We start from the raw sequence: 13,894 nt of genomic DNA, 5'->3' as shown, positions 1-13,894 counted from the left end.
GCCGGTTCGGCACCAGGTGGCCCGGACTACCGGGCGGTCGTCGGCCGGGCCGCGAGGGCGGAGCGAGCCGCCCGGCACCACCTCTCCCGGGGGCCTGTTATCTTTACGTGACTTCGCGACAGAACTCTCGGTCATGCTTTGGCCTTTGATCTGTTGGCGTCGATGTGCCGACGTGTGGCGGCGGACGTTCAATGACCACTGCACGGGCACGGCCGCGGTCCGCGGCCGGCCCGGCCTGTCCTGGCTGGACGAAATGACACAGCACAACAGATTCAGCAGGGCGGCGCTGGCCGCACGAGCGGTGCTGATCCCGGGGACGGGGCGCCGGAAGCAGACGAAGCGCCCGATCGCCCGCCGGCTGCGCAGACCGGACTACCCACGCGCGGGACGGCGCGGCTGGCGAAGATGGGTTCCCTCGTGGCGGCTGGTCCTGGGCTCGGTCCTGATGTTCACCGCGACCCTGGCGACCGTGGTGGGCATCGCCTATGCCCGTACGGACATACCGGAGGACCTCAACGCCTTCGCCACCCAGCAGGACACCGTCTACTACTGGGCCGACGGCACGCCGATGGCCCGGACCGGCTGGGTGAGCCGCCAGGAGATGCCCCTGTCGAAGATCCCCGACCATGTCCGATGGGCCGTACTGGCGGCGGAGAACGCCGACTTCTACTCCGACCCCGGCATATCGACGCAAGGGATCACCCGTGCGCTGTGGCGCACCGTCGGCGACGGTGACACCCAGGGCGGGTCCACCATCACCCAGCAGTACGTGAAGAACGTCTATCTGTCGCAGGACCAGTCCTTCTCGCGGAAGTTCACCGAGATGCTGCTGGCGGTCAAGCTGGACCGCCGCCTGAGCAAGGACAAGATCCTTCAGGAGTACCTGAACACCAGCTGGTTCGGCCGTGGCACCTACGGTCTCCAGCGTGCCTCGCAGGCCTACTACGGCAAGGAGGTAACCCAACTCAACGCCAGCGAGGGCGCCTTCCTCGCCTCCTTGCTCAAGGGGGCCTCGCTGTACGACCCCGCCGTCAACCCCCGCAACCGTGAACGGGCCGTCGAGCGGTGGCAGTGGACGCTGGACCGCATGGTGGAGATCGGCAGGCTGAGCCCGGCCGAACGGGCCAAGTACACCACCTTCCCCGAACCGAAACCCCCGCACCGGCCCAACAGCGCGGGCGGGCAGGACGGTTATCTCGTACAGCTCGCCGAGTCGTACGCCAAGCGGGCCGGCCACATCTCCGACGCACGCTTCGACCTCGGCGGCTACCAGATCTACACGACGTTCGAGAAACCGCGGATGACCGCCCTCGCCCGAGCCGTCCGTGATGCGCGCGACGAGCTCGATCCCAAGCAGCGCAAGGCCGACCGGTTCGTCCGGTTCGGGGCATCGACCGTCGCACCGGACGGCCGGATCCTCGCGGTGTACGGCGGACCGGACTTCGAGCGGCAGGCTTTCAACGAATCCAACGCGGGTACCGTCCCGGCCGGTTCGGCGTTCACCCCCTTCGTCTACGCCGCCGGCCTCCAGCACGGTGTGACGCACGAACGCAATGGCCCGCGCTCCACCGTCACACCGTCGACCGAGTACGACGGCGACGACGACATTCCCGTCATTACACCCGAAGGCCCCTACTGGGACCGGAGCGGCAAGATGGTCAAGGGCAACAACGACGGTGACAAGTCCTTCGGCCGGATCAGCCTGCACGAGGCCATGACGAAGTCCGCGAACTCGCCCTTCCTCCAACTCGGCATGGACACGGGCCTGAAGCTGGTCCGCAGCACGGCCGAGGCATCGGGGCTGCTCCCCTCCAGCTTCGGCCCGCCCGTCCCGGCGTTCGCGATGGGCAACTCCACCCCCAGCGCCATCCGGATGGCCGACGCGTACGGAACGTTCGCGGCCCGCGGCGTACACACCGATCCGTACTCGGTCCGCAAGGTCACCCGCAACGGCGAGCCGGTGCGGCTCGACCTGCCGCGGCCCAGGCGCGCCGTACGGTCCGACGTCGCCGACGCGATCACCAGATCGCTCACCCGGCCGGGCATGAGGGGGGTCGCCTTGGCCGCGCCGGTCGCCGCCAAGGCCGGAACCACCGAGGACGACACCGCGCGCTGGTACGTCGGATACGGCCCGGCCGCGTCCACCGCCGTCGTCGTCTACCGCATGGACCTGGCCAAGAGCCTCGCGCCGCTGCCGCTCAAGGGGCTGGCCGGTGGCCCCGAGGACGACGGGAAGCTCCCGGCACAGATCTGGAACACATACACGGAAGCCACGACGAAGTGACGGATAACAGAGTGAAGTCCACCGCACACCGAATACGGGCCCGGCTCACGCCCCGCATCGTCCTGGGGCTCGCGGCATGTCTCGTGGTGTCGGGCTCCGCGGCCCTCGTCCCGCTGCTGTCCGACGATGCCTCGGACGCCCGCGCCCCGCAGGAGGGCACGCGTACCATCGCCGCGCCGAAGCCGACCGCCCGGGAGCACCGCGGAGGCGGTGGAAGCACCGAGGAGGAGGAGTGGGACGGAAAGGTCAAGATCCTGGGGGACGGCTCCACGTCCTACACCGGTCCGCAGCCGGGCCAGTTGAAGGCCGAGCGGCTCAAGCCGGGTGAACGGCCGCCGCAGTTCGTGGTGTTCTCGTGGGACGGCGCGCTGGAGGGCGACGACAGGATGTTCTCCCGCTTCCGCCGTGCGGCGAAGGAGAGCAACGCGCACATGACGTTCTTCCTCACCGGCATCTATCTGCTCCCGAAGGAGAAGCGGGACCTCTACCGGCCGCCCCAGCACAAGGCCGGCGCGGCCGCGATCTCGTACCCGACACGCGAGCACATCCGGATGACACTGGAGCAGCTCGGCGGCGCCTGGCAGGAGGGCAACGAGATCGGGTCGCATTTCAACGGCCACTTCTGCGAGAAGAAGGGCGGTGGGGACTGGAGCAAGGACGAGTGGATCAGCGAGATCGGCCAGTTCTACTCCTTCGTGCAGAACTGGAAGACGAACACCGGCTTCAAGGACCTCGATCCGCTCCCCTTCGACCCCACCCGTGAGGTCGTCGGCGGTCGGGCACCGTGCCTGGAGGGCCAGAAGAACCTGCTGTCGGCGTCCAAGCCGTTCGGCTGGCGTTACGACGCGAGCTCCCCGGGCGACTTCCAGATCTGGCCGTCCAAGAAGAACGGCATCTGGGACCTCCCGCTGCAGATGCTGCCGTTCCCCGGCAAGGACTTCCAGGTGCTGTCCATGGACTTCAACTTCCTCTACAACCAGTCCGAGGGCAGCACCGAGGGCGATCCCGCGAAGTACCGGACGTGGCGCGAGGAGGCGCGGAACGCGTACGTGGCGGGGTTCGACCGGGTCTTCCACGGCAGCCGCGCACCGCTGTTCATCGGGAACCACTTCGAGGACTGGAACGGCGGGATCTACATGGACGCCGCCGAGGACACGATGCGGGAGGTCTGCCCCCGCAAGGAGGTCCGCTGTGTGTCCTTCCGTGAACTGACCGACTGGCTCGACGCGCAGGACCCCAAGGTCCTCGCGCAGTGGCGGACCCTCGACCCCGCCCAGCCCCCGAGCTGGAAGCAGTAGCCGGCGCACCCCGGCGGCGCGGCTCCGGTTGCCGGGAGCCGCGCCGCCAGGGTCTGCGGGCGTGGTGGGCGGCGGTCGGTTCGCCTTCTCGACGAACTCCGTCGTGTACGTCTTGGCGAGGTCCACCTCGGCATTCTTCAGGTTCGGCTTGAAGGCCTTCAGGACCCGCTCGACGGTGGCGGCAGTAAGGCGCCCGGGACGTGGCGACCGTCCGGACCGCCATGCGATACGGCGCGCTCCGGTACCTGGTCAAGCCGTTCAGCTTCAGCGGTCTGCGGTCCAAGCTGGAGAGTTACGCGGCCCTGCGCCGGACCCTCGAAGGCGTGGGCGGCGGCCGGGGCGAGGCCGGGCAGGAGCAGGTGGACCAGATCTTCGGCGCCCTGCGCACCATGGAGTCCGGCCCGGCGGCCGGGCTGCCCAAGGGGCACTCCGCGCCCACCGCCGACGTCATCCGCCATGTCCTGTCGGCCGCCGAGGGGCCGCTGTCCGCGCACGAGGTCGCCGCCCGGGCCGGCCTCAGCCGCTCCACCGCCCTGCGCTGCCTCAAGTATCCGGAGGGCGCGGGCCGCATCAGCCTGAGCCTCGAGTACGGCGAAACGGGCCGCCCCGAGCACCGGTACGCGTGAGCGAAGGCGAGTTGAGGAGCGCTCCGGCAGCCACGGCCGGGAACTGACCCCAGCGCTCCTCAGCTCGCGGCGAGCGTCCGTTCCGCGAGTGTTTCCAGAGCCGACTTGATCTCGTCGACGCCACGGCCCCGGCTCCGCTGGTACGCGAACAGCTCGGGCGCCAGCGGGGCCAGCAGGATGTCGGCGAGCGCGTCGGGGCCGGGGACACCCGCCTCGTTGACGAGCATGCGGACATGCGCGCGCCAGAAACCGTACGCCCCGGTGGCGAACCGCGCGGAGCCGGACTCGGCACCCAGGGTGAGATGGATGTGCTGCTCCAGCAGGTCGGTCATCGCCGCGTAGAAGGCGGCCAGCCGCCGCGCGGGCGGCGCACCCGGCCCCAGCGGCGGCTCGCCCCTCAGCAGCTTCTCCTGGAGCGAGCGTTCGTGTTCGTCGAGGAGCGCCGTGGCGATGGACGGGATGTCGGGGTACCGGCGGTAGAGCGTGCCCCGTCCCACGCCGGCTTCCCGGGCGATGGCGTCCATCGTCACCTTGCGCGGATCCCCCGCGGCGAAGAGCCGGCTGGCCGCTGCGAGCACCTTGGCCCGGTTCCTTGCTGCGTCCGCGCGTTCCATGGATTCCACCGTACAGGAATAAGTGGACACGTCGTCCGGTTACCCTGGTCGACCCAAGCGGACACGATGTCCACTTACTGATTCCAGGGGGTACCCATGCCTGTACTGCTGCACATCGCCGCGAGCGCGCGGCGCGACTCCTACAGCCGCGAACTGGGCGACGCCTTCGCCGCCGCCTGGCAGAGCGCGAACCCGGCCGGCACGTACGTGCTCCGCGATCTGCGTACCGACCCGGCGCCGCAGATCGACGAGGCGTGGACCGAGCTCTGCGACCACGTCCTGCGGCACGGCATCACCGACATCGCGCGGTACGAGGAGGCTGTGCGCACCCCGGACCAGGCACGGGCCTGGGAGGTGCTGCGGCCGCTGCTGGCCGAACTGGTCGCCGCCAACGTCGTACTGATCACGACCCCGATGTACAACTTCTCCGTCCCCGCCTCCCTGAAGGCGTGGATCGACCAGGTGACGTTTCCCAGGATGTCGCTGGCGGGGCGCCGCTTCGTGATCGCCTCCGCCCGGGGCGGGGCGTACGGTCCCGGCACCCCGCGCGAACCGTACGACCACCAGGAGCGCTATCTGCGGGACTTCCTCGCGGGCCACTTCGCGATCGACGACCCGGTCTTCCTCTCGACCGAGCTGGTGAACTCCCGGATCGATCCCTCGCTCGCCGCCCGCCGCACCCAGCACGACGAGTCGCGCGAGGCCGCCCTCACCGCCGCACGTGAACTGGGCGGAGGCATCCGATGAGCTGGCTGCTGCTGATCTGCGCCGGGCTGGTCGAGGTCGCCTGGTCCCAGAGCATCAAACCGACGCAGGGGTTCACCAGGCCGCTGCCGACACTGGTGTGCGCCGTGCTCATGATCGGCGCGGTGTATCTGCTCGCGCGGGCCATGGAGGGGCTGCCGGTGGGCACGGCGTACGCGGTCTTCACGGGCATCGGGGCGATCGGGGCCATCGCCCTGGGGATCCTCGTCCAGCACGATCCGGTGAGTCCGGGACGGCTGGCGGCGGTCTCCCTGATCGTCGGCGGGGTGGCACTGGCGCGGATGACGACCCCGTCCGCGTGAGCGGCGGGTGCCCGCCCCGGGGAGGGCGGGCACCCGGCTCCGCGCGTGCCGGTCACGTCCGCGAAGCGGCCGCGCGGTGCCCGGGGGCTTCAGGGCTTGAGACTGCTGACGACGTCGGCCGTGGCCGCCAGGCCGTCCTGGATGGTCGGCGCCATGCTCGTACCCGCGAGGAAGAACCCGAGCATGGCGCAGACCAGCGCATGCGAGATCTTGAGCCCCCCGTTGCGGAGAAAGATCACCGCGAGGATCAGCAGAAGCAGCACCAGTGAGATCGAAATGGCCATGGCCAACCTCCTCCGCCGCGCCGGAATGCGGCATTCGGCCGCCAGTGTGGCGTAGCGGAGGAGCCATCCGGACGACTGGCGTGTCCGCCATCCGGGTGTTGACTGGCTGTCACGCTCGGGGCGTTGCGTCCGGTTCGGTCGCGGGGACGAACGGCCCGTGTCCGGGGCTACCGGTCGTGGGTGCGCAGGAAGCGCTCCAGTCCCGCCAGATCATCGGTGTTGAGGTGGTCGACCCCGGCGGCCAGCAGCTCCGTCCAGAGTGCCTCCCGCTCCGGTCCCGGCGTGTCGGGAGTGGCCCAGAAGCGAATGCGCATCCCGCTCCGGTGGGCCGTGGCGACGAGCGCGCGCAGTTTGTCCCGCTCGGCCACGGGGAAGGGGCCCGCGCCGAGCCAGCTGAAGCCGTCGGTCCAGCTGCTGCTGATGAGCGGGACGAACGTGGCGTCGGCCGCGCCCCCGAGGTCCTCGGGCCGGCCGTCGTAGAAGGCGTACCGGGTGCTCTGTGCCTCCATCGGGGCGCGGGCGGCGCGGTCACCGGAGATGACGGGTGTGATCGCGCCGGGCCGCACCCGGCCGTGGTGGTACGACGTCAGCATCCGCCGGTAGCGCCGGAGCTGCCGGTCCAGTTCGAGATAGGCGGCGGCTCCGTCCGTCTTGATGTCGATCAGCAGCTGCACGGGTTCGCGGTAGCCGGGGTGGACCGTTCCGTGGTTGGCCCGGACCCTCGCGAGCAGCGGGTCGAGGTAGAGCGATGCGAGGGTGCGGGTGGGGTCCAGGTCGGTGGCCTCGTGGGCTACCAGCAGCTCCCCGTCCACCAGGAAGATGTCGGCCTCGACACTGGTGAAGCCGTGCGCGAGCGCGTCGTGCAGCGGACGCGGGTGCAGGTAGTCGTTGTGCGCGTGGGCCCTGGGCAGGGCGCGGGTGCGATGGTGCCGTGCGGCCGGGGACGTGGCGGCCGCGTCGGAGGCGACGGCCGTCCGCGAAGACAGGAACGTGCCTGCGGCCGCGATGGCGAGCGCGGTGGTGACGACGGACCGGCGGGTCGGGAACGCCATGGATTCTCCCGGGATTCGGTGGTGGACCGGACGGGCGGACGCGACCGAGTATGCGACGGTGATCACCTCAACGGGCAGACCCCGCACAAGAGTTGTCCCGGTCGTCGTCCGTCCGTCGGCTGCCGTTCCCTCGATCAGGCCGGGAGCGTCCAGCGCTGGTTGGCTCCACCGGTGCAGGTGTAGATGCCGAGCGGGGTGCCGTTGGCGCTGCCGCCCCCGTAGGCGTCGAGGCACTTCCCGGTGGCGGGGTTCACCAGGGCCGCTCCGTCGGTCCGCCACTGCTGGGCGGCCGAGCCGTCGCAGGCCGCGGTCCGCACGGTGGTTCCGCTCACCGCCATGCAGTGGAACTGCGCGCGGAGCGTTCCGTCGGCGGCCCGCACCCAGTTCTGGTTGTTGCCGCCGTTGCAGCTCCAGAGGTTCAGCTGGGTGCCCGTGGTGCCGCCGGGGATGTCGACGCAGGCGCCTCCGACGCCGGTGAGGGAGCCGGAGGACGAGTTGCCGATGCCGTCCTCGTGCACGCTGCCGCCGCTCTGGCCCCGCACCGCTGCGCCGCTGGAGCACGTGCCGCTGACGCTGGTGCCGCCGAGGGCGGCGGTGACGGTCCCGCTGCCCGTCGTACCGCCGGGCAGGTCGAAGAGGGCCTTGGAGTACGGCGAGTCGGCACAGGTGGCGGCGTTGTTGTTCCAGTCGAAGTACTCGACCCAGTCGACCATTCCACCGGTGGCGACCTTCGCGCCGGTGCCGGTCTGCAGGCTGCCGAGCACGAACGAGGTCCCTGCCGTGGCATCGGTGATCGTGGCCCGGTACCAGCCGGCCGTCGCGTCGGGTGCGACGCGGAAACGGTAGTGGTGCCCGGCCGCGAAACGCTCACCGAGCCGGCAGGTGTAGCCGCTGCCGCCCTCGGTGAACGTCTGGCAGTAGGTGCCCGTGCTTCCCGCCCTGCCTCCGGTGGAGTCCCAGAGCGAGAAGAGGAACAGGCCGCCGCCGGAGCGGTTGCGCTGCATGCCGATGTAGCCGCCGACCCCGTTGGTGAAGCCGAACTGATGGGACCAGAAGACGTTCGCCCGGCCGGGGTCGGACTGGACGGTCGTCCCGAAGGTGACCTCGTCGAGAGCGGTAGTCCCGGCCGGGAACGTGTAGTTGCTGTAGGAACCCGGGGTCTGGCCGGCCGCGGCGGAGGGACCGGCCAGGCCCAGACAGGCGGCAACGGCGAGGATCACCACCATGGCGGTGGCGCGTGCTCCGTGCATGTCCCACTCCTTGTCCGGACGGGTCGACGGGCCGACCCGTCGGTCGGCGGTGGACCCGCCCTTCGGTCATGGACTCGCCCATTGGCCACGGACTCACCCATTGGTCATGGACTCGTCAAACAGGGTGGGGGTCGGCGGACCGCCAGGGGCATGGACTTATCCGGTCGGGCTCATGGACTCCTGCGCCGTGCCGCCCGCACCGCACACCGTCGTCCAGCCCACCGTCCGGTCGCACCAGCGTTCCAGCAGCACCCGGTCGTGGCCGACGGCCAGCAGTCCGGCCCCGGACTCCCGCCGGTAGGTCTCCACCACCGCGACCAGCGCGGCGGTCGTCGACGCGTCGAGCATCGCGGTCATCTCGTCGCAGATCAGCCACCGCGGCCGCAGGACCAGCGCCCTGGCCAGACAGGCGCGCTGCAGCTGGCCGTCGCTCACCTCGTGCGGGCGCCGGCCGAGCAGTTCGGCCGTGAGTCCGACGGCCGGCGCCAGTTCGGCCACCCGGTCCGGCACCTGGGCCCGGCGGCCGGTGGCCCGCAGCGGCTGGGCGATGAGCTCGCGCAGGGTGAGCCGGGGGTCGGCGGCGAGCCGGGGCTGCTGGAAGACGACACCGACGGCGGTGCGCTGCGCGCGCGGGGCGGCGTGCCGCCAGCCGCGTACCTGCTCGCCGTCGAGCACGACCGTGCCCGCGTACGGGCGGTGCAGCAGTGCGGCGACCCTCGCCAGGGTGGACTTGCCGCAGCCGCTCGGGCCCAGCAGCCCGACCGACTCCCCCGCCGCGAGGCTCAGCGACGCCTCGCGGACGACGGGGTCCCGGGGGTCGTATCCGGCGGTGACCCGGGTGAGTTCAAGCACGGACCGGCTCCTCCCCGTCCGCCCGCACACCGTGGTGGCAGGCGAGACGGCCGTCGAACAGGGGCAGTTCGGCACACCGGTCGTCGGCACGGCCGCACCGGGCGGCGAACGCGCACCCCTCGGGCAGCGCCCCGAGTTCCGGCGGCATGCCGGGGATCGGCACGAAGGCGCGCTCCGGCAGGGCGTCGAGGAGGCCGCGCGCGTACGGGTGGCGCGGTCCCGGATCGCCGAAGAACCCGGCGGCGTCGGTGAGTTCGACGATGCGGCCCGCGTACATCACGGCGACCCGGTCGGCGATCCGCTCGGCCGCCGCGAGGTCGTGGGTGATGAGCAGCAGCGCCCGGTCCCCGTCGGTGTGGCGGCGCAGTTCGTCGACGGTCCGCTCGACGAGGTCGCGGTCGAGCCCGGTGGTGGGTTCGTCGGCGAGGAGCAGGGGCGCGTCGCCGATCAGGGCGAGCGCGGTCGCGGCACGCTGGGCGAGGCCGCCGGAGAGTTCGTGCGGATACCGGTCGAGGTGCCCGGCCGGGAACGAGGCGCGTGCGGCGGCCCGTTCGGCGGCCGGGCGCAGGGCGGACCCGCGGGTGCCGGTCAGCTCGCGCAGGGTCTCCTCCAGTTGGTCGCGCACGGTGCGGACCGGGGTGAGGTGTGCGGCGGGGCTCTGCGGGACGAGTCCGATGCGGCGGCCCCGTACCGTGCGGGCCAGGGTCCGTTCACCGGCGGTGAGGAGTTCGGTGCCGTCGCCGAGCAGCGCCGAGCCCGAGGTCCGCGCATTGCCGGGGAGCAGCCCCAGCAGTGCGGAGGCCAGTACGGACTTGCCGCAGCCGCTCTCGCCGACCAGGGCCAGGCACTCCCCCGCCGCGAGGTCGAAGTGCGCGTCATCGACGGCGGCGATGTGCCGCCCGCCGCGCATCCGGAAGCGCACGGAGAGTCCACGGACACGGAGCACCGGCGTCATCGGGCCGGGGGCGGACGTCACAGCATCAGCTCCGATCGGCGGCGCGGGTTGATCCGCTCCCGCCAGGCTCCGGCGAGGCCCGCCAGGGCGAGGGTCGGGACGATCAGGAACAGGCCGGGGAAGAGCGTCGGCCACCAGTCCCCCGCGAGCAGCGAACCGCGGGCCGTCTGTACGAGATTGCCCAGGCTCGCCTGATGGGTGGGCAGTCCGAGCCCCAGGAAGGAGAGCGCGGACTCGTGCCACATGGCGTGCGGCACCATGAGCACCGCGGCGAGGCCGGCCTGCGGGAGCACGGCGGGCAGCAGGTGCCGGGCGACGACCCGGCTGCGCGAGGCGCCGCCGGAGACCGCCGCGTCGATGAACGGGCGGGAGCGCAGCGACAGCACCTCGGCGCGGACGATCCTGGCGGTCGAGAGCCAGTGGGTGAGGGCGACGGACACGATCACCGGGCCGACGCCGGGCCGGAACATCGCGACGATGAAGATGCCGAGCAGCAGATGCGGCACGGACGAGAAGGTGTCCACGAGCCGCATGACGACGCGGTCGGTCCAGCCGCCGGACGCCGCGGCCAGTGCCCCGACCGCGGTCCCGATGACGGTCGCGGTGAGCCCGGCGACGACGCCGACGAGCAGGGAGACACGGAGCCCGTACACGCAGCGCAGCAGCAGGTCGCGCCCGACGTCGTCGGTGCCGAACGGGTGCTCCCAGGACGGTGGCCGGAGCTTGGCGGCGAGGTCGACGGCCTGTTGGTCGAGCTGGACCAGCGGCGGCACGAGCAGGACCGCGAGCAGGACCGCGCCGGTGATCCCGGCGGAAGCGATCACGCGGATCCGGCGGGTGGTGCGACGCGCGGGTCCGAGGTCGGTCTCAGCCATCGAAGCCCACCCTCGGGTCGGCGATCGCGTACAGCAGATCGGAGAGGAGGTTGCCGAGCACCACGGCCGCGGTGGCGAGCACCGTGAGCGCGGCGAGCAGCGGGAAGTCGACGGAGGTGGCGGCCTGCACGGTGGCGGCGGCGATGCCGGGCCAGCTGAAGACCGTCTCGACGAGCAGGGCGCCGGTGATGAGTTCGGGGACGCGGGAGCCGATGAGGGTGAGCATCGGCAGCATTCCGGAGCGCAGTGCGTGGCCGAGCAGTACGGTGCGTTCGCGCAGTCCGCGGGCGCGGGCGCCGCGCACCGGGTCCTCGTCGAGGGCGTCCGCGACGCCCTGGCGCACGTAGAGGAAGAACCACGGCAGCTGGGAGATCCCGAGCACGGCCGCGGGGAGCACCAGATGGGTGGCGACCTGCCCGGGGGTGACGGTGTCGCTGGCCGCGTCGGTGAGGCCGCCGGCCGGGAGCACGTCGAGTTCCAGGGCGAAGAGCCAGATGGCGAGCAGGCCGAGCCAGAAGGCCGGGGCGGCTTCGAGGGTATACGCGGCGGAGCTTGCGCACCGGTCGAGCAGGCGTCCCGGCCTGCGTGCCGCCAGCACGCCGAGGCCCGTGCCGAGTACCACGGCGACGGCGAAGGCGGTCGCGGCGAGCAGTACGGACCAGCCCAGGCGTTCGGCGATGACGTCGGCGACCGGCTGGCGCATGACCGCGGAGTCGCCGAGGTCGCCGCCGAGCGCGGAGGTCAGCCAGTTCCACCAGCGGCTGACGAGCGGCTGGTCGACGCCGAGGTTGGCCCGCAGCTGGTCGAGGTTGTCCTGCGAGGCGGTGAGGCCGGCGGTGCCCGCGTACGCCTTGACGGGGTCGAAGGGGGAGGCGGCGGCGACGGCGAAGACGCCGAACGTCACAGCGGCCAGGACGGGGACGGCGAGCAGTGCCCGCCGTCCCGCCATCCTGCCCATCGGCCCCCAGGGGAGGCGGTGGTTCACTTCTTCGGCGTCCAGTCCTCGACGTTCCACCAGGGGCCGGAGGCCAGTCCGTGGTCGTGCGGTTCGACCTGGGTGGTCAGGGTGCCGAAGCGGTCCTTGACGACGTAGAGGTGGTCGATGTGGGTGAGGAAGGTGTAGCCGGGGTTCTTCACCAGTTCGCGCTGGACTGCGTCGTAGGCAGCCTTGCGTGCGGCGCGGTCACCGCTTCTGCGGCCCGCTTCCAGGGCCCGGTCGACGGCTTTGTTGTCGTACCACGCCATGTTGTTGAAGCCGTCGCCCGCGAGCGAGGACTTCAGCAGGGTGTACTGGTCGAAGTCGGGGTCGGCGGGTGATCCGCCGCCCGCGAGGACCGCGTCCTGCTTCATCCGGGGCTCGATGACCTCCCAGGTCCCGGCCTCGGTGGTGATGTCGATGCCGGCCTTCTTGGCGTCGGAGGCGTAGGCGAGCGCGTGGTCCTGGCGCAGCTTGTCGCCGGTGAGGTACCAGAGGGGGAAGGCGGCGCGCACGCCGTCCCTGGTGCGGATGCCGTCCTTGCCGGGCTTCCATCCGGCGTCGTCGAGGATCTTCTTCGCGGCGGCGAGGTCGTGGGGGCGTTCGGTGCCCTTGGTGAACCACTCGCTGTCGGTGGGGACGGGCCCGTAGGCGGGCCGGCCCTCGCCGTTGAGGAGGGAGTCGACCATGGCCTTGCGGTCGACGGCGACATCGAGGGCGCGCCGGACGGCGATGTCGCCCGTGACCTCGTTGTGGGTGGGCAGGGTCACGGTGCGGTAGTCGTAGGTGGTGGCGGCGTACGTCCGGGTGCCGTCGGTGCGGGCGAAGCCCTTGGCGAGGTTGGGCGGCAGGATCGCGCCGTCGAGTTCGCCGGAGCGCAGCCGGGTGGCGCGTACGTCGTCGTCCTTGATGATCGCCATGGTGAACTTCTTCACCTTCGGCGCGCCGCCCCAGTAGCCGGGGTTGGCCTTGAAGGCGATCTTCTCGCCCTTGGACCACTTGGTGAGCAGGTACGGTCCGGTGCCTATGGGGTGGGTGGTGAAGTCACCGGTGTTGACGTCCTGCTTGCCCGCGACGTGTTCGGGTGCGATGGGCAGGACGGTGCGCCGGGCGAAGGGCGCGTAGGGGTACTTGAGCGTGAAGACGACGGTGTCGTCCCCGGCCGCCTCGACGCTCTTCACCGCGTCGAGTTCGGTGCGGGAGGCGTTGTTGGTCTTCTCGTCGAGGATGGTCCGGTAGGTGAAGACCACGTCCTTCGCACCGAACGGCTCGCCGTCGCTGAACTTCACGCCCTTGCGCAGCCGGTAGGTGTACGTCAGTCCGTCGTCGCTCACCTCGGGCAGGGCGGTGGCGAGCGCGGGCCGCAGCTCCATCTTGTCGTCGAGCGTGAGCAGCCCGTCGAAGATCTTGGAGTTGCCGTCCTTGCCGTAGCCGAGCAGCGGGCTGAGGCTGTCGGGCTCGTAGGCGATGCCGACCACCGCCGAATCCCCCGCGCCCGATCCGGAGCCGCCGCCGTCCGGGCCTCCCGGCTGCGAACAGGCCGTCGCGGCCGCCAACAGCACGGTCGCCAGTGTCGCGGCGGCCGCTCCCCGTATCGATCGGGCCGTCATACCCGCACCCCTTATTCAAGATCAAATGTTATTGCGAACAGATCGCAATTAAACAGCAGGTAAAGGGGTGCGCGGTACCCCGCCTGACGGGAAACAGCGGAAGCGGAGGCGCTTCTTCACGCGCCTCCGCTCCAAGTCCCGCAGTTCCGCG

At 71.2% G+C, this 13,894-nt stretch carries 13 protein-coding genes and 1 pseudogene; 5 read left to right on the top strand and 9 right to left on the bottom strand.

What is annotated here, in order from left to right; genetic code table 11:
• The first annotated feature begins 253 nt into the window (after positions 1–253).
• From ACFYY7_RS12395 to ACFYY7_RS12385, 3 genes and pseudogenes are all read left to right on the top strand, one after another.
• On the top strand, positions 254–2,284 hold the full coding sequence (locus ACFYY7_RS12395; protein ID WP_388660445.1) for a transglycosylase domain-containing protein: 2,031 nt from the start codon (positions 254–256) through the stop codon (positions 2,282–2,284).
• On the top strand, positions 2,281–3,582 hold the full coding sequence (locus tag ACFYY7_RS12390) for a hypothetical protein (protein ID WP_388660442.1): 1,302 nt from the start codon (positions 2,281–2,283) through the stop codon (positions 3,580–3,582). The genes ACFYY7_RS12395 and ACFYY7_RS12390 overlap by 4 nt, the downstream gene beginning before the upstream one ends.
• Positions 3,583–3,773: 191 nt before the next feature.
• Positions 3,774–4,208: pseudogene (locus ACFYY7_RS12385) on the top strand (helix-turn-helix domain-containing protein); the annotation flags it as partial.
• 59 nt (positions 4,209–4,267) lie between these two features.
• Here the strand turns inward: ACFYY7_RS12385 and ACFYY7_RS12380 are convergent.
• A complete protein-coding gene (locus ACFYY7_RS12380; protein WP_388660440.1) occupies positions 4,268–4,822 on the bottom strand; it encodes a TetR/AcrR family transcriptional regulator in 555 nt (184 codons plus the stop codon).
• A gap of 96 nt (positions 4,823–4,918) precedes the next feature.
• Here ACFYY7_RS12380 and ACFYY7_RS12375 point away from each other — a divergent pair, with 96 nt between their 5' ends.
• On the top strand, positions 4,919–5,569 hold the full coding sequence (locus ACFYY7_RS12375) for an FMN-dependent NADH-azoreductase (RefSeq protein ID WP_388660438.1): 651 nt from the start codon (positions 4,919–4,921) through the stop codon (positions 5,567–5,569).
• Complete coding sequence (locus tag ACFYY7_RS12370; protein ID WP_388660435.1) at positions 5,566–5,889, top strand: DMT family transporter; 324 nt, start codon at positions 5,566–5,568, stop codon at positions 5,887–5,889. The genes ACFYY7_RS12375 and ACFYY7_RS12370 overlap by 4 nt, the downstream gene beginning before the upstream one ends.
• Before the next feature lie 89 nt (positions 5,890–5,978).
• Here ACFYY7_RS12370 and ACFYY7_RS12365 read toward each other — a convergent pair whose 3' ends face one another.
• The 8 genes from ACFYY7_RS12365 to ACFYY7_RS12330 all read right to left on the bottom strand — a co-directional run bounded on the left by ACFYY7_RS12365 (position 5,979) and on the right by ACFYY7_RS12330 (position 13,743).
• On the bottom strand, positions 5,979–6,173 hold the full coding sequence (locus ACFYY7_RS12365) for a hypothetical protein (protein WP_124720290.1): 195 nt from the start codon (positions 6,171–6,173) through the stop codon (positions 5,979–5,981).
• Positions 6,174–6,340: 167 nt separating this feature from the next.
• The gene (locus ACFYY7_RS12360) at positions 6,341–7,225 is read right to left on the bottom strand and encodes a phosphatidylinositol-specific phospholipase C/glycerophosphodiester phosphodiesterase family protein (RefSeq protein ID WP_388660433.1); all 885 of its coding nucleotides are present in this window, start codon (positions 7,223–7,225) and stop codon (positions 6,341–6,343) included.
• A gap of 134 nt (positions 7,226–7,359) precedes the next feature.
• On the bottom strand, positions 7,360–8,475 hold the full coding sequence (locus ACFYY7_RS12355; RefSeq protein ID WP_388660430.1) for a ricin-type beta-trefoil lectin domain protein: 1,116 nt from the start codon (positions 8,473–8,475) through the stop codon (positions 7,360–7,362).
• 156 nt (positions 8,476–8,631) lie between these two features.
• Positions 8,632–9,327, bottom strand: coding sequence for an ATP-binding cassette domain-containing protein (locus ACFYY7_RS12350; RefSeq protein ID WP_351251958.1), 696 nt, complete (start codon positions 9,325–9,327; stop codon positions 8,632–8,634).
• Positions 9,320–10,282: an ABC transporter ATP-binding protein gene (locus ACFYY7_RS12345; protein WP_388661096.1), complete on the bottom strand. Its 963-nt coding sequence runs from the start codon at positions 10,280–10,282 to the stop codon at positions 9,320–9,322. The genes ACFYY7_RS12350 and ACFYY7_RS12345 overlap by 8 nt, the downstream gene beginning before the upstream one ends.
• A 17-nt stretch (positions 10,283–10,299) precedes the next feature.
• Positions 10,300–11,157: an ABC transporter permease gene (locus ACFYY7_RS12340; RefSeq protein ID WP_388660427.1), complete on the bottom strand. Its 858-nt coding sequence runs from the start codon at positions 11,155–11,157 to the stop codon at positions 10,300–10,302.
• Positions 11,150–12,115, bottom strand: a complete 966-nt coding sequence (locus ACFYY7_RS12335) for an ABC transporter permease (protein ID WP_388661093.1) — start codon at positions 12,113–12,115, stop codon at positions 11,150–11,152. Before ACFYY7_RS12335 ends, ACFYY7_RS12340 begins: the two co-directional genes overlap by 8 nt.
• 23 nt (positions 12,116–12,138) lie before the next feature.
• Complete coding sequence (locus ACFYY7_RS12330; RefSeq protein WP_388660425.1) at positions 12,139–13,743, bottom strand: ABC transporter substrate-binding protein; 1,605 nt, start codon at positions 13,741–13,743, stop codon at positions 12,139–12,141.
• Positions 13,744–13,894 lie beyond the last annotated feature (151 nt).

It is taken from the genome of Streptomyces sp. NPDC001933, assembly GCF_042890955.1.
Taxonomy (GTDB): domain Bacteria; phylum Actinomycetota; class Actinomycetes; order Streptomycetales; family Streptomycetaceae; genus Streptomyces.
This window is presented reverse-complemented; position numbering and strand designations above follow the sequence as displayed.